Here is a 17,320-nt window from a genome sequence, read left to right as displayed (position 1 = left end):
TCGCGCCATACTTGTCACTCCCGCCCCGCGACGGCCGGTCCCTATGTTCCTCGCGACGGCCGGCCCGCCGATCCTATCGGGAACGGCCTCAACCACGAAGAGGAGAGGAACGATGACCACGCACAAGACCGGCACACGCGAGGAATGGCTGAAGGCCCGGCTCGATCTGCTCGAGGCGGAGAAGGCGCATACCCGGCAGGGCGATGTGCTGGCGCAGCGGCGCCAGGCGCTGCCCTGGGTCCGGATCGACAAGGGCTACCGGTTCGACACCGACGCGGGCAACGCCTCGCTGAGGGACCTGTTCGGCGGGCGCTCGCAGCTTCTCGTCTATCACTTCATGTTCGGGCCCGACTACAAGGCGGGCTGCCCTTCCTGCTCGGCGATCGCGGACGGGTTCAACGGCTTCGCCGTTCACCTGGCGCAGCACGACGTGGCGCTCTGGGCGGTGTCGCGCGCGCCGCTGGCGAAGCTCCAGGCCTACAAGAAGCGGATGGGCTGGAGCTTTCCCTGGGCCTCCTCCTATGCCGGCGATTTCAATTTCGACTTCAACGTCGCGGTCACCGAGGAGCAGCAGCGCAAGGGCGGCACCGAGTACAACTACCAGCGCAACCATCCCCTGAACGCGAAGGAAGTGCCGCCGCCGATCCTCGAATTCGCCACCACCTGCGGCACGGATTGGGCCGGCTTCTCGCGCGACCGGCCGGGCATGAGCGCCTTCGCGCTCGAGGACGATACCGTCTATCACACCTACTCGACCTACGCCCGCGGGCTGGACGGGATCTGGGGCATGTATCCGTGGCTCGACCGCGCGCCCAAGGGCCGCAACGAGCAGGGCCCCTGGTGGCGCCGGCATGACGAGTACGGGGCGCGATAGAACACGCGCTTTTATCCCCTCTCCCGCCTTGCGGGAGCAACCATGATCGTGCGGGGATCATGGAGTGACGGCTTTATCCTGCCAGGGAGTAGCCCTGGCGAGGATAGCGTTGGCGATCTCAACTAGCTTCCTGGCGCAAGCGACGGTGGCGACCTTGTGGTGCTTGCCCTTTGCGATAAGGCGCTTGTAGAGGGCCAGGAGGATGGGGTTCCAGCGCTGAGAGGCAGAGAAGGCGGCCTGGTAGATGCTGCGTCGGAGCCGTTTTCTGCCGCCGGCGATATGGCGCTCACCGGTATGCTCGCCACTTTCATCGTCGAAGGGAGCGACACCAACCAGGGCGGCGGCCTCGGCACGGGTCATGCGGCCGAGCTCGGGCATGCGCAGGACGAAGCTGAGGGCGGTGAGCGGGCCCAGGCCGGGGATGCTCTCCAGCAGATCCAGCTTGAGAGCCAGGTCGGGGTGACGGCGGAGCTTGGCCAGCAGCCGGACGATTTCCCTGTCGCGGCGCCTGGACAGGCGGGTGATCTCAGTCTCGAGATAGCGTTTGTGCGCCGGCAGGCTGTAGCGATCGCGCCGGGTCTTCAGCCGGCTGATATCCTCGCCGATCTGCTCGATCAGGGTGAGATGCTCGGCCCACGGCGCCAAACGTTCATCGGGCGCCGGGCGGATGCTGTCGGGCTCCATGTCCGCCGTCGCCACCGCGATCAGGCGAGCATCGATCTTGTCGTTCTTGGCTCGCTTCTTCTTGAACCGCCGAAAGCCTTTCACCTGAGCCGGATCGAGCAGCACGACGCAAAACCCCACCCGGCGAAGATGCGCCGCCACCGCCGCCTCGTAATGGCCGCTCGCCTCCAACCCGACCCGCTCGACCCCATGCTCGCGCAGCCAGCTCTCGATCTGCTGGTATCCCGCCGGATCGTTGCTGGCCTGCAGCCGGTCCGGCCCAGCGGCCAACGCCACATCGAGCTTGCGCTTCGACACGTCGATACCCGCCGTTTCCGTGATAGACTTGCTCATCTTCGTCGACCCCACCTTGCGTTGATCCGAACCAGGGTGTTCTTGCAACCATCCGGGTCCGATGAAGGGTCGGCTGCGATCCCGCTCCCGCGCAGTCCAGAAGACTTCGAGGGTGTCGATCCGACAACCGACAGTCCGGGCCGGGGTGGCCACCCCGGCCCGGACCACGCTCCATGCTCTCACATCTCGCTCATACAAGAGGGCCAGGGGGAGGGCTGATGGACCGAGCAGCCCCCTCCCCAACCTTCCCCCGTCTTGCGGGAGAGGGGACGATCAAGAAGGGAACCAAGCCATGAGTGTCGTGACTGCAACCGGGCCCCGGGCCCGCTCTTTCAGCCTGGCCGACGGGCTCTGCCTCGCGGCCGCGCCGATCTTCGCCTTGATGGCGCTGCTGACGAGCGTGCTGGGGAACGATCCGGCGGACATGATCTGCATGGCGGCCGCGCATGGCGGGTCGCCTTTCGGCAGCATGGTCTCGATGTATTGGCTGATGAGCGCCTTCCACGCGGCGCCCTGGCTGAGGCTGATCGCCCGCCGGCGGTCCCGGTCCGGGCCGGCACCCGCCTGCCGGTCCTCGTGAGGCGAGGCCGGGGTTGACAAGCCCGCCTCGCGGCTTGATGCTTCACTCTATGGTGAACTATCAGGAACGGCTGAACCGCACCTTCGCCGCGCTGGTCGATCCGACCCGGCGCGCGATCCTGGCGCGGCTCGAGCGCGAGGACGAGGCCTCGGTCAGCGAGCTGGCGGAACCGTTCGCGATCAAGCTGCCGGCGGTGATGAAGCATCTCGACGTGCTCGACGAGGCGGGGCTGATCACGCGCTCGAAACAGGGACGGGTGGTGACAGTGCGGCTCTCGCCCCGGCCCATGAAGGAAGCGATGGACTGGCTCCACCGCTATGAGCGCTTCTGGACCGAGCGGCTGGATCGGCTCGCGGCCTTCGTGGAACGCGAGGAGAGGAAAGCGAGGAAGAAGGAGAAGCCGCGATGACCAGCCTCACCCTCACGCGCCGGCTCAAGGCGCGGCCCTCGATCGTGTTCGACGCGCTCACCACGCCGGCGGGCGTCGCCGCCTGGTGGGGCCCCGACGCCGGGCCGGTGCTGCTGGCCGAAATCGATCTGCGCGTCGGCGGCCGCTTCCGGGTCCGGTTCCGCATGCTCGACGGCAGCGAGCATGAGAGCAGCGGCGAGTATCTCGAGATCGTCAGGCCCGAGCTTCTGGCCATGAGCTGGCGCTGGGCGGGCAACGAGGATCCCGGCGAATCGCATCTCGAGTTCAGGCTCCGCCCCATCGCCGGGGGCACCGAGCTCACCCTGACCCATTCGCGCCTGCATGACGAGGACACCCGCCGCAGCCACGAGCAGGGCTGGAGCGGCGCGCTCGACAAGCTCGTGCGGCATTTCGAGGGCGGCCGAGCGGGGGCATGAACGATGCGATCGCTTTCTTCTTTCTTCGCCGCCGCCCTCGGCGAGCGAGTGAATACGTCAAACGGAGACAGTGAGTGATCAATGCGCATTACCGCTGGGTGATCGTGGCGGCGGGCGGGCTGCTCGGGTGCGTGGCGATGGGCGCGATGTTCTCGCTGCCGGTTTTCCTGCGGCCGATCTCGGAGGCGACGGGATGGTCGGTAGCGGGGATCTCGAGCGCCATGACCATCGGCTTCCTCGCCATGGCCTTCGGCAGCATGGTCTGGGGCAACCTGGCGGACCGGCTGGGCCCGCGTTTCGTCGTGACCGCCGGTTCCGTCATCCTGGCCGCGAGCCTCGCGCTCGCCAGCCGCGCGAGCGCGCTCATCGAGTTCCAGCTCGTCTTCGGGCTTTTCGTGGGTCTGGGCACCGCCGCCATCTTCGCGCCGATGATGGCCTGCGTGGTGGGCTGGTTCGACACCCACCGGAGCCTCGCCGTCTCGCTCGTCTCGGCCGGGATGGGCATGGCGCCCATGACGATGTCGCCCTTCGCGGCCTGGCTGATCGAGGGCCATGACTGGCGGAGCTCGCTGCTGATCATCGCGGGCCTGGCCGCCGTCGTGATGATCCCGGTCTCGCTCCTGGTGCGCCGTCCACCGGCGCTCGCGGGCGGCCCTGCCGCGGCGTCGGCCTCCGGTCCCGTGGCGAGCGAGCCTTCCGACATGACGATGAGCCGGGCCCTGCGCTCGCCGCAATTCATCGTCCTGATGCTGACGGGCTTCTTCTGCTGCGCCACCCATTCGGGCCCGATCTTCCACACGGTGAGCTATGCCGTGACCTGCGGGATCCCGCTCATTGCCGCCGTCTCGATCTATAGCGTCGAGGGGCTGGCCGGCATGGGCGGGCGCATCGCCTTCGGCCTCATGGGCGACCGGTTCGGGGCGAAGCGCGTGCTGGTGGTGGGCCTGCTGGCGCAGGCCTTCGGGGCGCTCGGCTACTTCTTCGTGCACCAGCTCACCGGCTTCTATGCGGTGGCGGTGGTGTTCGGCTTCATCTATGCCGGGATCATGCCGCTCTATGCCGTGCTGATCCGCGAGAACTTCCCCTTGCGCATGCTGGGCACCGTGACCGGCGGCATCATGATGGCGAACAGCCTCGGCATGGCCACGGGTCCGCTGGCGGGCGGGCTCATCTACGACATGTTCGCGAGCTATGGCTGGCTCTATGTCGGCGCCTGGGCCCTCGGCATCGGCGCCTTCCTGGTCGCCATGACCTTCAAGCCCTTCCCGAAAGCGCAAGCCGTGCCGGTCGCCGTGGTCGCCGACTGATCCGGGGCTGAGCCGCCCCGTTTGCGGCGCGGATTCCTTTTCTGCCGGTCCGCCGGCGTCGAGCCCCTGGCTTGCGGTTTCGGCGGCCGGGTCATAATATCGAAATCCGATTACGAAATCCGATATAAGGGGAAATCTTGCCGCGGGCGCCGACCGAGCCTCAGGAGCTGCTGGGCGGCCTGGTCCGGCTGCATATCCTGCATCATGCCGTGGAGGGCGCGCTCTACGGCCACTGGATGATCGAGGAGCTGCGCCGGCACGGCTATCGGATCAGCCCGGGCACGCTCTATCCGATGCTGCATGCGCTCGAGCGCAAGGGTTATCTCAAGTCCCGGGTCCAGGGCGCCGGCCCGCATGCGCGCCGGCTCTATCGGGCGACCCGGAAGGGCCGCCAGGCGCTCGATGTGGCGAAGGAGCGGGTGCGGGAGCTGTTCGGCGAGCTGATCGAAAGGAAGAGGTCGCGATGAGCGGCGAGGAGGCCGCCCCGCCAGGATCGAGCGCCGCCGCCCGGCCCGGAGGATGGCCCGAGGTCCTGGCTGTTTTCCTGCGCCTCGGCCTGACCTCCTTCGGCGGGCCCATCGCGCATCTGGGCTATTTCCGCGAGGAGTTCGTGGTGCGCCGGCGCTGGATCGACGACCGGGCCTATGCCGACCTGGTCGCGCTCTGCCAGCTCCTGCCCGGTCCGGCTTCGAGCCAGGTCGGCATCGCCATCGGGCTTTCGCGCGCGGGCTATGCCGGGGCGCTCGCCGCCTGGACCGGCTTCACGCTGCCCTCCGCGATCGCGCTGGCGATCTTCGCCTATGGCGTCGCGGCGATCGGCGATCCGGGCGGTGCCGGCTGGCTGCATGGCCTGAAGGTGGTCGCCGTCGCCGTGGTCGCCCAGGCGGTGCTCGGCATGATGCGCTCGCTGACGCCCGATCGCCCGCGTGCCACCATGGCCGTGATCGCGGCGGCGATCGTGCTGGCGATCCCCGGCGCCTGGGGGCAGATCGGCGCCATCCTGCTCGGCGGGGTCGCCGGGGTGCTTCTGCTTCGCACCGCCCCCGCGACCGATCATGCCTCGCTGCCGCTCACGGTCAGCCGTGCGACCGGCGTCGCCATGCTCGCGATCTTCCTTCTCCTGCTGCTCGGCCTTCCGCTGCTTGCCGCGGCGACGGACTCGCAGAGCCTCCGCCTGATCGATGCGTTCTACCGGGCGGGCTCGCTCGTGTTCGGCGGCGGCCATGTCGTCCTGCCGCTGCTGCAGGCGTCCGTCGTGCCGCCGGGCTGGGTGACGAACGACGCGTTCCTCGCCGGCTATGGCGCCGCCCAGGCCGTGCCGGGGCCGCTCTTCACCTTCTCGGCCTATCTGGGTGCGTCGATGGGCCCCGCACCCCATGGCTGGCTCGGCGCGATCATCTGCCTGGTCGCGATCTTCCTCCCGTCTTTCCTGCTGGTCGTCGGTGCGCTGCCGTTCTGGGAGGGCTTGCGCCGGCGCGCTGCCATTCAAGCGGCGCTGCGCGGCGTCAATGCCGCGGTGGTGGGGCTGCTGCTGGCCGCCCTCTACACGCCGGTCTGGACCTCCGGCATCACGAAGGCGAGCGATTTCGCGCTCGGTGCCGCGGCCTTCCTCCTGCTCTTCCTGTGGAAGACGCCGCCTTGGCTGGTGGTCCTGCTGGGCGCCGCCGGTGGGGCCGTGCTGGCTTCTCTCTAAGGCTCCGCGATCTTGAGCCATGTCGCAGCGATTCCTCGTGCACCGGTGCCGGCTCGCCGGCGCGCATTTATCGCTTTCAGATATAAGTTCATGCGAATTTGGCCTCTCATCGCCAGCCGGCGAATGCGCTAGAATATTGCCATCTTTGTCATCCACCCGCCGACGACGCCGAGCGTGACGGGATTCCGTCCCGCCCGATTGCGCAGGAACTGTGACATCAATGCTTGATAGCCCGCCGGAGGGGGAGGGCGGCCAAGCCGCCGCGACCGCCACCGTGCCGATTGCTGCCGACTCCCACGGTGAACCGGTCGAAGCTGCTCCCATCGCTGGCGTCAGCGCTCCGGCGCGCACCGAGGCGGCGCGCCATGGCTGGCGCGTGCTGGCCATCCTGAGCGCCCTGATGGGCTTCGCCTCGATCTCCACCGACTTCTATCTGCCGGCGATGCCCGCGATGGGGCAGGCCCTCGGTGCGGATACCGGCCTGGTCGAGCTGACCGTTTCCGGCTATCTCATCGGCTTCAGCCTGGGCCAGCTCTTCTGGGGGCCGATCTCCGATCGCTACGGCCGCCGCCTGCCGATCGCGATCGGGCTGGTGCTGTTCGTCATCGGCTCGGCCGGCTGCGCGCTCGCGGGCAATGTCGAGATCATGATCGGCTGGCGCCTCGTCCAGGCGGCCGGCGCCGCGGCCAGCGTGGTGCTCGCGCGCGCCATCGTGCGCGACCTCTATGAGGGGAACCGCGCCGCGCAGATGCTCTCGACGCTGATCACGGTGATGGCGATCGCCCCGCTGGTCGGGCCGATCCTGGGCGGGCAGGTGCAGGCGCTCGCGGGGTGGCGGGCCATCTTCTGGGTGCTGGTCTCGATCGGCCTGCTGACGCTGGCGGCCCTCTTCACGCTGCCCGAGACGCTGCCGGCCGGGCAGCGCAACAAGGAGGCGCTGGGCCGGACGCTCGCCCGCTATGCCGAGCTCATCGGCCATCGCCGCCTGATCGGCTATGCGGGCGCGGGCGGCTTCTTCTATGCGGGCATGTTCGCCTATGTCGCCGGCAGCCCTTTCGCCTACATCACCTATTATCACGTGCCGGCGCAGCTTTACGGGCTGCTCTTCGCCATCATCATTCTCGGCATCATGGCGGCGAACATCGTGAATTCGCGGCTGGTCGTCCGCCATGGCTGCGACCGGCTGCTGGTCGGCGGCGCGGCCGTGGGCGCGCTCGCGGGGCTGGCGCTGGCGGCGGCGGCCTGGACGGATTTCGGCGGCCTCTGGGGGCTGGTCTTGCCGATGCTCGTCTTCTGCTCGGCGACGGGTTTCATCATCGCCAATTCCATCGCCGGCGCCTTGACCGATTTTCCGGGGCGCGCCGGCGCGGTCTCGGCCCTCATCGGCGCGATCCACTATGGCAGCGGCATTGTCGGCTCCGCGCTGGTCGGGGCCTTCGCCGACGGAACGCCCTGGCCGATGGGTCTGGTGATCGCGCTTGCCGGGCTCGGCAGCCTGCTCTGCACCCGGCTGCTGGCCCCGATCCGGTAGTTTCCTGCCTTCGGAGGTTTGACATGCGCCCGAAGATCATCTGCCACATGGTGAGTTCGATCGATGGGCGTCTGCTCACCGATCGCTGGACGCCGCCCGCCGCCGGCATCGATGCGGATCTGCTGCACGGTCATTATGACAGGGTGGCGGCCCGGCTCGATGCCGAGGGCTGGATCGTCGGTCGCAAGACCATGGAGGAGTTCGCCGACGGCTCGCCGCGGGCGGTGCGCGTCCCCGCTGGTAATCTGCGCGAAACCCATATCGCCAGCCGCAGCGGACGCAATGTCGCCGTCGCCATCGATCCGCAGGGCCGGATCCATTACGGCAAGGACAATGCGGGCGGCGACCATGTCATCGCCGTTCTCGGCGAGCGGGTTCCCGACGCCTATCTCGCCGAATTGCGCGAGGACGGCGTGTCCTACCTCTTCGCCGGCCCGGACGGCCAGGATCTGCACCGGGCGGTGGATGCGCTCGGCGACAGCTTCGGCATCCGCAGGATTCTCCTGGAGGGCGGCGGCCGGATCAATGGTGCCTTCCTCAAGGCGGGCCTCATCGACGAGGTCAGCCTGCTCGTCGCTCCCGCCATCGACGGGCTCGCCGGCATTCCCAGCATTTTCGAATATGTCGGCGGCGCGGAGGAGCAACCCGCCGCCGGCCGGTCGCTGCGCCATGTCGCGACCGAAACCCTGGAGGGCGGCATGGTCTGGCTGCGCTACCGGGTGGAGCCGGCGCCCGCGCCGGCCTGAAGGGAGCGGCGGGCTCAGCCTCCGGCGCCACCGCGCGCCAGCATCACCACGGAACCGACCAGCCCGATCAGCGCCAGCGCCAGCAGGCCATATTGCAGCCAGAGAAGTGCCGTGCCGGGCGCCTCGCTTGCCGTGGCGATGTCGTAGATCAGCCAGGCACTGACCGCGCCGCTGATCAGCGCGGTCCTGACGGCCCTCTTGCGCGAAGCGTCGTCCACAAGAATCGGTCCTTCCAGAAATGGGGGAGGGTCGAGCGTTCGGATCGGGCGGATTCTAGTCCGTTTTCCTTACAGCGGAAATCGCCGGCTCGTCGCCCCCGATAGGGAGCGATTCGTGCCGTTCAAGGCGTCGCGGGCGCCGTCTCGGGCTGGGCCAGCATCGCCAGGGCCGCGCGATGAAGCGTCCGGTCGCCCGCGGCGACCACGTTCTCGCCCGAGCCGATCGTCAAGGGAGCGCCGCTCCAGTCGGTGATGATCCCGCCGGCGCCTTCGAGCACCGGCACGGCGGCGAGGAAATCGTAGATTCCCAGGCCGAACTCGATGCAGAGATCGGCATGGCCGCTGGCGATCAGCCCGTAGGCGTAGCAATCCGCGCTGTAGAGGACCTGGCCGGCGGCGCGGCGCACCCGGTCGAAGGCCCTTTCATTCTCCGGCCGGGAGGAATGCGGCGAGGAGCCGAACATCGAGGCGGCCGCGATCCTCGGGCAGGACCGGACATGTACGATCGCGCCGTCATGCAGGGTGGGGTGCCCCGTGGCGCCGACCCAGCGTTCGCCCGTGCCCAGGACCGGATGATCGATGATGCCGAGGACGGGGCGCCCTTGGCGGCACAGAGCGATCAGGGTGCCGAAGGTGGGCCTGCCGGCGATGAAGGACTTGGTCCCGTCGATCGGGTCCAGCACCCAGACATGCTCCGCCTCGGGACGGTCGGCTCCGTACTCCTCGCCGATGATCCCGTGATCGGGATATGCCGCCGCGATCATGCCGCGCAGCCGGGTTTCGACCTCCTGATCGATGGCCGTGACGGGACTCTGGTCGGGCTTGATCGAGATCGGGAAGGGCTGGCGGAACCGCCGTCGCAGGACCGCGCCGCTGGCATCGGCCAGGCGGTTCGCGAACTCGATGACGTCGCGGTTCAGGGTCATGGCGGGCTAGACCACGCGGCCATAGGCGGCCTGCGGCAGGCTCGCGACGCGCGGCCAATCGGTTTCCGATCGTTCGGTCTCCGATCGTTCGGGCGCCATCCGGCGCGCGAGCGCGCGGAAGCTCGCGACCAGGCTCCGGTTCCAGGCGATCTGCTGCACCGCCCAGCGGCGCTCGTCGCTGAGCAGCCTGTCGCGCGACTTGTTCCGGTCGACCGGCGTCTCGCTCGGCTCGCGATACTGGATCACCGGATCGGCCGGCCCGCCGGCCTTGCGGAAGGCCGGCGCGTAATAATCGACCTCCTGTTCCAGGGCGAAGCAGATCACCTGGGGCTCGCGTTCGCCCAGCATCAGCAGGTCGTAGAGCATCCGCGCGCCGGGCAGCTCGTCATCCGCCGAGCCCTGGGGGACGCCCAGTTGCCCCCAGCCGTCGCCTTCGACGATCTTGCGGGCGCCCTTCACATGGGCCTGGCGGATATGGGGCGCGAGGATATGCAGGGCTTCCAGCGGCTCCTCATAGGCGTTCAACGAGTTGGAATAGTCGAAGAGCGCCTTCATCCGGGGGTCGCCGAGCCGCGCCAGGATCGCGGCGATCTCGCCGGCGCGCAGATCCTCATGCTGCTCGTAGTCGAACTGAAGGTCGTATCTGTTGGCGCATTCACACGCATAGGCGAGGTCGCGATAGACCTTCTCGATCACGGCGCTGAGCGGCCCCTCGTGCCGGGCATAGAGGCGGAGATTCTTCGCTCCGAGGCTCCTCGCGCACTCCACGACCGTGTCGATTTCCTTGCGATCGGTCGAGCTGATCTCGAGATGGAGCCGCAGGCCGAGCTCTTCCAGCAGCGCGCGAAACCCGGCGCGCTGGACCGGCGTCATCCGACGGACGCTCGAGGCCTCGCCGTCGCTGATATGGAGGCAGACCCCCTGCAGATCATGCTCGTAGGCGAAGCGCGCGAGGTCCTGCGGCGAGAAGCCGTGCATCATGTTGTGATAGAAGGAGTAGCTGTGGGCGAAGAAGGGCGGGTTCGCGGTCCGCTCCAGCAGCCGTTCCGCCGCCGCGGCGGTGATCCGAGGCGGGCTCACGCCCGGCGCGACATTGTGCGACAGCATGGTCTTGAGCCCTGCTTCGGCATCGAGATCCATGACATCTCCCAGGCCCGATGGCGCCGCCGGTGCAGCCGTTCCGCGCATCACGCCGCCTTTGCCTCGACGACCCGGATCTTCGACTGGGCCAGCCTCACCGCGGTCGGGTGACGCGGATTGTCGGTGACGAGGGCCGAAAGCCGCGGCGCCGGCACGCCGGCGATCCGGGCCCGGCGCTCGAACTTGCTGGCGGTGACGATCGCGATCGTCTCGCTCGCCCGTTCGGTCATTTTCCGGGCGATCGCCGCATCCTCCGCATGGAAGAAGCACATGCCGTCGCGCGCCGAGAAGCCGTCGCAGGAGAGGATCGCCAGATCGGCGCTGATCATGTCCAGCATGGATTCCGTGAAGGGGCCGCCGGTCGCGAGCGAGGTGCGCCTGACATAACCGCCCAGCAGGCAGACCGTGATCTTGGGGTTGACGGCGAGGATATGGGCGACGTTGACCGCGGGCGTCACGATGAAGAGCTCGAGATCGGAGGCGGCGATCTGCTGCGCCAGCATCTTGACGGTCGAGCCGTCATTGAGGAACAGGGTGCAACGCGGCTTGACGAATTGGAGCGCCGTGCTGGCGAGCGCGCGTTTCGCCTCCACATCCTGCTGCTCGCGGATCGCGAGATCCTCCTCGGCGGGGTGCAGCACGCTGATGGTGGCGCCGCCATAGCCGCGCTCGATGGCGCCTTCCTCCTCAAGCGCCTGCAGGTCGCGCCGGATCGTCGCCGGCGAGGCGCCGAGCTCGGCGCAGAGCTCCTCGACGGTCGCCGTGCCGCGCAGGGTCAGCACGCGGCGGAGGGCATTGCGTCTGGAAATCGGCTGTCTTTTCTGGCGGGCCATGGTCGGTGTCCCCAACTTCTAAAATCACTATATGACAATTTAATGATTGTCTATGGGTTAAAAATCGCTGTCATAGATCATTAATAATCACTAAATGATTGCGTTATGATCGCGTGTTTGATTAGATCGCGATGGGTGGGCATTCCTAAAACCAACGGGGGCGCGCGATGGCTTCGAAGATCTGTCGCCGCTGGCTGCTGATCGCAGCCGCGGGGCTTGCAACAATCGGCATGGGATCCGGCGCCATGGCGGCCGGCAAGGATCTGGTGATCGGGGTGACGACCGTCTCGGTCGGGCTCGATCCGATGAGCACGAACTCCAACGTCAACGAGCGGATCTCGAACAACCTGATCGAGACGCTGCTGCGGATAGATCCCAAGACCAGCGAGATCAAGCCGGGCCTGGCGGAAAGCTGGGAGAAGGACGGCGACAGCGCGCTGGTCCTCCATCTCCGCAAAGGGATCAAGTGCCACAACGGCGAGGATTTCAACGCCGAGGATGTCGAATACATGTTCGGGCCCGCGCGCTATATGGGCAAGGACGCCCCGGGCAACGCGCTGGCCAAGCAGTTCCTGGGCCCGATCTCCGCGGTGAAGGCGCTCGACAGCTACACTGTGCGGGTCGAGACCTCGCAGCCCGACCCGCTGCTGGCGATCCGGCTGGCGAGCTGGATGAGCCAGGTGCCCTGCGCCGACGCCTTCAAGGCGGCGAAGAGCTGGGAGGAGTGGAGCCACCATGTGATCGGCACCGGCCCTTATCAGCTGGTCGAGTTCAAGCCGGGCGAGATGCAGAAATACAAGCGCTTCGACGGCTATTGGGGCGACAAGGCGCCCGCCGATACGCTGACCTTCAAGGTGGTGCCGGAACTGGCGGCGCGCGTCGCCGGGCTCTTCACCGGCGAGTACGACATCATCACAGAGGTCACGCCGGACCAGATCGAAGCCGTCAACGCCAACAAGGGTACGGAGGTCGTCGGCGGCGCCATCCTCAATATCCGCGTCCTGCTGTTCGATACCCGCAACCCCGTGCTCAAGGACCCGCGCGTCCGGCAGGCGCTGGCCTACGCCATCGACCGGCAGCTGATCGTCGATTCGCTCTATGGCGGCCGGACCAAGGTTCCCCAGGGCATGCAGATGGACGTGTTCGGCGACATGTTCATCCCCGAGCACAAGGCCCTGCCGTACGATCCCGACAAGGCCAGGGCGCTGCTCAAGGAGGCGGGCTACAAGGGCGAGGAGATCTCCTACCGCTACCTGCAGGACTACTACACCGCCGAGGTATCCACGGCGCAGGTCCTGGCCTCGATGTGGAAGGAGGTCGGCTTCAACATCAAGCTCGAGCTCAAGGAGAACTGGGGCCAGATCGAGGACAAGGAATCGGATGCGGGCCGCGGCATCATCAACTCCTCCAACGGCGCCTATTTTCCCGATCCGATCGGCCAGGTCTATCGCCTGTTCGGCCCCAACGGCGATGTCCAGCCTCCGGGCTGGTGGAAGAACGACGAGTTCAACAAGATGGGCGAGATCCTCATGACCACGGATCAGGCCGCGCGCCGGGCGGCCTTCGCCAAGATGCTGGATATCTTCGAGCAGGACCCGCCCGGCACCTATCTGCATCAGTTGACGATGTTCTACGGCAAGAGGAAGGATCTCAAATGGGCGCCGACCTATCGCGCGTTCATGGACTTCCGGGCGGGCGCGCTCGCCTTCTAGGCGGGAGGGTTCGGGGGCCGCGCCGGCTCTCTCGCGGGCGGGCGGGTCTGCCTGCAGCTTCTGCCGGATGGGTGTGGTGCTTCGAGTCTCGAACTTGACGGTTTCCTTCGGACCCCCTGGGCATCGGATCCCGATCGTCCAGGGGGTCGATTTCCAGCTCGAGCGCGGCCGTATCCTCGGCATCGTCGGGGAGAGCGGCAGCGGCAAGAGCGTGACCTGCCTCGCCCTGATGCGGCTCCTGGCGCGGTCGGCGGCCGTCGGCGGCCGGGCGGAGCTCGACGGCGAGGACCTGCTGGCGCTGGACGAATCCCGGATGGTGGCGGCGCGCGGCGGCCAGATCGCCATGATCTTCCAGGACCCCGCCGCCTCGCTCAATCCCGTGCGCAGCATCGGCTGGCAGCTTGCCGAGGCGATCAATCTGGGCGCAGCCGTACCCTCGCGCGCGGCGGTGCGGGCCAGGGCCCTGCAGCTCCTGCGCGATGTCGGCATGCCCGATCCGGCGCGCCGCCTGGGGGAATATCCGCATCAGCTCTCGGGCGGCATGAACCAGCGCGCGCTGATCGCCATGATGCTGGCCCGCTCACCCAAGCTCCTGATCGCGGACGAGCCGACCACGGCGCTCGATGTCACGATCCAGGCGCAGATCCTCCGTCTTCTTCTCGATCTGCGCGACCGCCTCGGCATGACGATCATTCTCGTCAGCCACGATCTTGGCGTGATCGCGGAAACCTGCGACCAGGTGGCCGTGATGTATTGCGGGCGGATCGTGGAGATGGGCGATGCGCGCGACCTGTTCCTGCGGCCGCAGCATCCCTACACGATCGGGTTGCTGAACTCCCGGCCGCGTGTCGACGGGCAGACCGCCGCGCTGCGGCCGATCGAAGGGGTCGTGCCGCCGCCTCATGCCTTGCCGCCGGGTTGCGCCTTCTCGCCGCGCTGCTCGCGCGCGGGCGATGCCTGCGATCAGGTCGCGCCGCCGCTCGAAGAGCGCCGCGACGGGCACCGGGTCGCCTGTTTCCATCCTGCCGGTGCCGCCGCATGACCGCCCCGCCGCCCGCCCTTTCCGAAGCGGCCACGGCGCCGGGCGACGCGCTGCTGGTGGTCGAGAATCTGGTCCGGCATTTCGCGGTCGGCCGCGCCGGCCTGCTCGGGCCCCGGCTGACCGTGAAGGCGGTCGACGATGTGTCGTTCTCGATCCGCAAGGGCGAGGTGCTGGGGATCGTCGGCGAGAGCGGCTGCGGCAAATCCTCGGTGGCCAAGGCCATCCTCAACATTCATTCGCCGTCGGCCGGCCGCGTCAGGCTCCGCGGCACCGACCTGACCACGCTTTCGGCGGCGGCGTGGCGGGAGATGCGCCGGAAGATCCAGTATGTGTTCCAGGACCCGCTGAACTCGCTCGACCCGCGAATCCGCATCCTGGAGCAGGTGATCGAGCCGCTGACCATCCACCGCATCGGCGACCGTCGGGCACGGGCGGAGAAGGCGAGCGGCATGCTGGCGGCGGTCGGGCTCGGCCCGGCGCATCACCGGAAGTTCCCGCATGAGCTGAGCGGCGGCCAGCAGCAGCGTGTCGTGCTCGCGCGCGCCCTGGTGCTGGAGCCCGAGATCGTCATCTGCGACGAGCCGATCTCGGCGCTCGACGTCTCGATCCAGGCGCAGGTGGTGCAGCTTCTCCAGAAGCTGCGCGCGGAGCTGGGGTTGACCATCCTTTTCATCAGCCACGATCTGAGCATCGTGCGCTTCCTCTGCGATCGCGTGGCGGTCATGTATCTGGGCCGGATCGTCGAGTTCGCGGCGACCGGCGAGCTGTTCGACCGGCCACGCCATCCCTATACCGAGGCGCTGATCGCGGCGATCCCGATCCCGGTCCCCGGCGCGCGGACGGATCGCACCCTCCTGGAAGGCGAGCCGCCCAGCCCGATCCATCTGCCGACCGGCTGCCGCTTCAATCCGCGCTGCCGCCGTGCGATCGCGCTCTGCCGGCAAACCGAGCCGGCGCTGCTCGACGCCGCCGACGCGCATTTCACGGCCTGCCATCTCGCGCATGAGGGGACGGGCTGATGCCTTGGACCTTCATCCTGCGGAAGCTCGCCCGCGCCCTTTTCACCCTGACCGCGATCGTGAGCTTCGTGTTCGTGATCCTGCGGGTGACCGGCGATCCCGCCGTCCAGATCCTGGGCGCGGACGCGACCCAGGAGGCACTGGAGGCGTTCCGCGAGAGATGGGGCCTCAACGACCCGATCTGGGAGCAGTTCCTGCGCTATGTCGCCGGCCTCCTGCGCGGCGAGTTCGGAATCTCGCTGGTCGAGGGGAAGGACGCCCTGGCGGTGGTGCTCGACCGCCTGCCCAAGACGCTGCAGCTCATGGGCGTCTCGGCCTTCGTCACGCTCGCCACCGGGATCCCGATCGGGATCTACGCCGCGCTCCACCGCGGCGGCCTGCGCGATCGGCTGATCATGGCGATCGGGGTCGCCGCCTTCAGCACGCCGAGCTTCGTCATCGGCATCCTGCTGATCCTGCTCATGTCGGTCATGCTTCGGCTCCTGCCGACCGCCGGCAGCGACAGCTGGAGGCATTTCATCCTGCCGGTCGTCACCATGTCGACCATCGATGCCGCCGTGTTCGCGCGGCTGACACGGTCCGCGATGCTGGAGGTGCTGTCGCGGCCCTATATGCGTACCGCGCTGGCCAAGGGGCTGCCCTGGCATGTCGCCGTCCGGCGCCACGCGCTGCCCAACGCGGCCATTCCGCTCGCCACCATCATCGGCCTCTTCCTCGGCACGCTGATCGCCGGTGCCGTCGTGACCGAGAACGTCTTCGCCTGGCCCGGGATCGGCCGCCTGCTGGTCTCCTCGGTCCAGAACCGGGACAGCTCGGTCGTGCAGGTGATCGTGCTGATGATCGCCTTCTCGATGGTGACGGCGAACCTGCTCGTGGATGTGGCCTATGGCTGGCTGGATCCCCGGATCCGCCAGCTCAAGGCGGAGGCGTGACGCATGGCGGTCGAGGCGACATCCCGTCCGATCCCGACATCGCCCGCCCGGCGCCGGATTCCGCTGCTCATCCTGTTCTGCATGGCCGTCGTCGCGCTGTTGGCGGCGGTGGCATGCCTCGCTCAGTGGCTGGCGCCCTACGACTATGCCAGCATCGACCTCCGGGCGCGCCTGGCGCCGCCCGCCTGGCATCCCAAGGGAAGCTGGGCGCATCTCCTGGGAACCGACGAGCTCGGGCGGGACCTGCTGAGCCGGCTGATCCAGTCGGTCCGCACCAGCCTGACGATCGCCCTCCTGGGCAGTGTCATGAGTGCGGCGCTGGGGACGTTCCTCGGATTCCTCTCCGCGCATTTCCGCGGCTGGCTCGACGAGGCGGTGATGGCGGCGGTGGACATCCAGGCCGCCTTGCCCTTCATGATCCTGGCGCTCGCCGTGGTGGCGTTCTTCGGCAGCAACATCCTGCTCTTCATCGGCTTGATGGGCATCTATGGCTGGGAACGCTATGCGCGGCTGACGCGCGCCATGACGCTGTCGGCGCTCTCGAACGGCTATGCCGTGGCGGTCCGCGCCCTGGGCGCCAGGCCGGTGCGCATCTATGCCCGCCACATCCTGCCCAACATCGCCAACACGCTGATCGTGACCATGACGCTGAACTTTCCGCAGATCGTGCTGCTGGAAACCTCGCTCAGCTTCCTCGGCGTCGGCATCCAGCCGCCGATGACGAGCCTCGGCAACATGGTCGGGTTCGGCCGCGACTATCTCCTGACCGCCTGGTGGATCGCGGCCTTTCCGGCCTTCACCATCTTCATCGGCACGCTGGCGATCAGCCTGCTCGGCGACTGGATTCGCGACGTGCTCGATCCCACGCTCAAATAGCGTGGCGCGCGGCTTCTGGCGGCGCCGG

The 17,320-nt window shown here is 68.0% G+C and carries 19 protein-coding genes; 14 read left to right on the top strand and 5 right to left on the bottom strand.

The features are described 5' to 3' along the window. The first annotated feature begins 112 nt into the window (after positions 1-112). Positions 113-874 carry a DUF899 domain-containing protein gene (locus FRZ61_RS15760; RefSeq protein ID WP_151118640.1) on the top strand — a complete coding sequence of 254 codons (762 nt, stop codon included), beginning with the start codon at positions 113-115 and terminating at the stop codon, positions 872-874. A 57-nt stretch (positions 875-931) separates the two neighbouring features. Here FRZ61_RS15760 and FRZ61_RS15755 read toward each other — a convergent pair whose 3' ends face one another. After that, positions 932-1,891, bottom strand: a complete 960-nt coding sequence (locus tag FRZ61_RS15755; RefSeq protein ID WP_151115166.1) for an IS110 family RNA-guided transposase — start codon at positions 1,889-1,891, stop codon at positions 932-934. 292 nt (positions 1,892-2,183) lie between these two features. Between FRZ61_RS15755 and FRZ61_RS15750 the strand changes: the two genes are divergently transcribed. The 8 genes from FRZ61_RS15750 to FRZ61_RS15715 all read left to right on the top strand — a co-directional run bounded on the left by FRZ61_RS15750 (position 2,184) and on the right by FRZ61_RS15715 (position 8,594). Continuing rightward, a complete protein-coding gene (locus tag FRZ61_RS15750) occupies positions 2,184-2,471 on the top strand; it encodes a hypothetical protein (protein ID WP_151118639.1) in 288 nt (95 codons plus the stop codon). Positions 2,472-2,520: 49 nt separating this feature from the next. Then, positions 2,521-2,880, top strand: coding sequence for an ArsR/SmtB family transcription factor (locus FRZ61_RS15745; RefSeq protein ID WP_151118638.1), 360 nt, complete (start codon positions 2,521-2,523; stop codon positions 2,878-2,880). Further along, on the top strand, positions 2,877-3,317 hold the full coding sequence (locus FRZ61_RS15740; RefSeq protein WP_151118637.1) for an SRPBCC family protein: 441 nt from the start codon (positions 2,877-2,879) through the stop codon (positions 3,315-3,317). Before FRZ61_RS15745 ends, FRZ61_RS15740 begins: the two co-directional genes overlap by 4 nt. Positions 3,318-3,391: 74 nt before the next feature. Beyond that, positions 3,392-4,624: an MFS transporter gene (locus FRZ61_RS15735; protein ID WP_151118636.1), complete on the top strand. Its 1,233-nt coding sequence runs from the start codon at positions 3,392-3,394 to the stop codon at positions 4,622-4,624. A gap of 137 nt (positions 4,625-4,761) precedes the next feature. Continuing rightward, positions 4,762-5,091, top strand: a complete 330-nt coding sequence (locus FRZ61_RS15730; protein ID WP_225308827.1) for a PadR family transcriptional regulator — start codon at positions 4,762-4,764, stop codon at positions 5,089-5,091. Next, positions 5,088-6,317 (top strand): chromate efflux transporter, encoded by a 1,230-nt coding sequence (gene chrA / locus FRZ61_RS15725; protein ID WP_151118635.1) that lies wholly within the window; start codon positions 5,088-5,090, stop codon positions 6,315-6,317. The genes FRZ61_RS15730 and chrA overlap by 4 nt, the downstream gene beginning before the upstream one ends. Before the next feature lie 220 nt (positions 6,318-6,537). Continuing rightward, positions 6,538-7,848, top strand: coding sequence for a multidrug effflux MFS transporter (locus tag FRZ61_RS15720; RefSeq protein ID WP_151118634.1), 1,311 nt, complete (start codon positions 6,538-6,540; stop codon positions 7,846-7,848). Positions 7,849-7,871: 23 nt separating this feature from the next. After that, positions 7,872-8,594, top strand: a complete 723-nt coding sequence (locus tag FRZ61_RS15715) for a RibD family protein (RefSeq protein ID WP_151118633.1) — start codon at positions 7,872-7,874, stop codon at positions 8,592-8,594. Between the two features lie 14 nt (positions 8,595-8,608). On the opposite strand, the gene FRZ61_RS15710 is transcribed toward FRZ61_RS15715, so the two are convergent. The 4 genes from FRZ61_RS15710 to FRZ61_RS15695 all read right to left on the bottom strand — a co-directional run bounded on the left by FRZ61_RS15710 (position 8,609) and on the right by FRZ61_RS15695 (position 11,711). Next, the gene (locus tag FRZ61_RS15710; RefSeq protein WP_151118632.1) at positions 8,609-8,812 is read right to left on the bottom strand and encodes a hypothetical protein; all 204 of its coding nucleotides are present in this window, start codon (positions 8,810-8,812) and stop codon (positions 8,609-8,611) included. A 122-nt stretch (positions 8,813-8,934) separates the two neighbouring features. After that, positions 8,935-9,738: an inositol monophosphatase family protein gene (locus FRZ61_RS15705; RefSeq protein WP_151118631.1), complete on the bottom strand. Its 804-nt coding sequence runs from the start codon at positions 9,736-9,738 to the stop codon at positions 8,935-8,937. Between the two features lie 6 nt (positions 9,739-9,744). After that, positions 9,745-10,878: a sugar phosphate isomerase/epimerase family protein gene (locus FRZ61_RS15700; protein ID WP_151118630.1), complete on the bottom strand. Its 1,134-nt coding sequence runs from the start codon at positions 10,876-10,878 to the stop codon at positions 9,745-9,747. 47 nt (positions 10,879-10,925) lie between these two features. After that, a complete protein-coding gene (locus FRZ61_RS15695) occupies positions 10,926-11,711 on the bottom strand; it encodes a DeoR/GlpR family DNA-binding transcription regulator (RefSeq protein ID WP_151118629.1) in 786 nt (261 codons plus the stop codon). A 167-nt stretch (positions 11,712-11,878) separates the two neighbouring features. Between FRZ61_RS15695 and FRZ61_RS15690 the strand changes: the two genes are divergently transcribed. The 5 genes from FRZ61_RS15690 (at position 11,879) to FRZ61_RS15670 (ending at position 17,292) form a co-directional block, all read left to right on the top strand. Continuing rightward, positions 11,879-13,423: an ABC transporter substrate-binding protein gene (locus FRZ61_RS15690; protein WP_151118628.1), complete on the top strand. Its 1,545-nt coding sequence runs from the start codon at positions 11,879-11,881 to the stop codon at positions 13,421-13,423. Between the two features lie 94 nt (positions 13,424-13,517). Beyond that, positions 13,518-14,465 (top strand): ABC transporter ATP-binding protein, encoded by a 948-nt coding sequence (locus FRZ61_RS15685; protein ID WP_225308826.1) that lies wholly within the window; start codon positions 13,518-13,520, stop codon positions 14,463-14,465. Then, positions 14,462-15,484, top strand: coding sequence for an ABC transporter ATP-binding protein (locus FRZ61_RS15680; protein WP_151118626.1), 1,023 nt, complete (start codon positions 14,462-14,464; stop codon positions 15,482-15,484). The genes FRZ61_RS15685 and FRZ61_RS15680 overlap by 4 nt, the downstream gene beginning before the upstream one ends. Beyond that, complete coding sequence (locus tag FRZ61_RS15675) at positions 15,484-16,416, top strand: ABC transporter permease (RefSeq protein ID WP_151118625.1); 933 nt, start codon at positions 15,484-15,486, stop codon at positions 16,414-16,416. The genes FRZ61_RS15680 and FRZ61_RS15675 overlap by 1 nt, the downstream gene beginning before the upstream one ends. Before the next feature lie 3 nt (positions 16,417-16,419). Continuing rightward, positions 16,420-17,292 (top strand): ABC transporter permease, encoded by an 873-nt coding sequence (locus tag FRZ61_RS15670; protein ID WP_151118624.1) that lies wholly within the window; start codon positions 16,420-16,422, stop codon positions 17,290-17,292. The last annotated feature ends 28 nt before the right edge of the window (positions 17,293-17,320 follow it).

The sequence above is a fragment of the Hypericibacter adhaerens genome (assembly GCF_008728835.1).
Taxonomy (GTDB): Bacteria; Pseudomonadota; Alphaproteobacteria; order Dongiales; family Dongiaceae; genus Hypericibacter; species Hypericibacter adhaerens.
The sequence above is the reverse complement of the archived record's forward strand: the minus strand, read 5'-3'. Positions and strand labels throughout refer to the sequence as shown.

Coding starts and splice junctions, on each gene's coding strand:
- FRZ61_RS15750 (WP_151118639.1), top strand. CDS start 2,184: ATGAGTGTCGTGACTGCAACCGGGCCCCGGGCCCGCTCTTTCAGCCTG.
- FRZ61_RS15675 (WP_151118625.1), top strand. CDS start 15,484: ATGCCTTGGACCTTCATCCTGCGGAAGCTCGCCCGCGCCCTTTTCACC.
- FRZ61_RS15760 (WP_151118640.1), top strand. CDS start 113: ATGACCACGCACAAGACCGGCACACGCGAGGAATGGCTGAAGGCCCGG.
- FRZ61_RS15705 (WP_151118631.1), bottom strand. CDS start 9,738: ATGACCCTGAACCGCGACGTCATCGAGTTCGCGAACCGCCTGGCCGAT.
- FRZ61_RS15695 (WP_151118629.1), bottom strand. CDS start 11,711: ATGGCCCGCCAGAAAAGACAGCCGATTTCCAGACGCAATGCCCTCCGC.
- FRZ61_RS15700 (WP_151118630.1), bottom strand. CDS start 10,878: ATGGATCTCGATGCCGAAGCAGGGCTCAAGACCATGCTGTCGCACAAT.
- FRZ61_RS15740 (WP_151118637.1), top strand. CDS start 2,877: ATGACCAGCCTCACCCTCACGCGCCGGCTCAAGGCGCGGCCCTCGATC.
- FRZ61_RS15690 (WP_151118628.1), top strand. CDS start 11,879: ATGGCTTCGAAGATCTGTCGCCGCTGGCTGCTGATCGCAGCCGCGGGG.
- FRZ61_RS15720 (WP_151118634.1), top strand. CDS start 6,538: ATGCTTGATAGCCCGCCGGAGGGGGAGGGCGGCCAAGCCGCCGCGACC.
- FRZ61_RS15680 (WP_151118626.1), top strand. CDS start 14,462: ATGACCGCCCCGCCGCCCGCCCTTTCCGAAGCGGCCACGGCGCCGGGC.
- FRZ61_RS15670 (WP_151118624.1), top strand. CDS start 16,420: ATGGCGGTCGAGGCGACATCCCGTCCGATCCCGACATCGCCCGCCCGG.
- FRZ61_RS15755 (WP_151115166.1), bottom strand. CDS start 1,891: ATGAGCAAGTCTATCACGGAAACGGCGGGTATCGACGTGTCGAAGCGC.
- chrA (WP_151118635.1), top strand. CDS start 5,088: ATGAGCGGCGAGGAGGCCGCCCCGCCAGGATCGAGCGCCGCCGCCCGG.
- FRZ61_RS15745 (WP_151118638.1), top strand. CDS start 2,521: ATGGTGAACTATCAGGAACGGCTGAACCGCACCTTCGCCGCGCTGGTC.
- FRZ61_RS15715 (WP_151118633.1), top strand. CDS start 7,872: ATGCGCCCGAAGATCATCTGCCACATGGTGAGTTCGATCGATGGGCGT.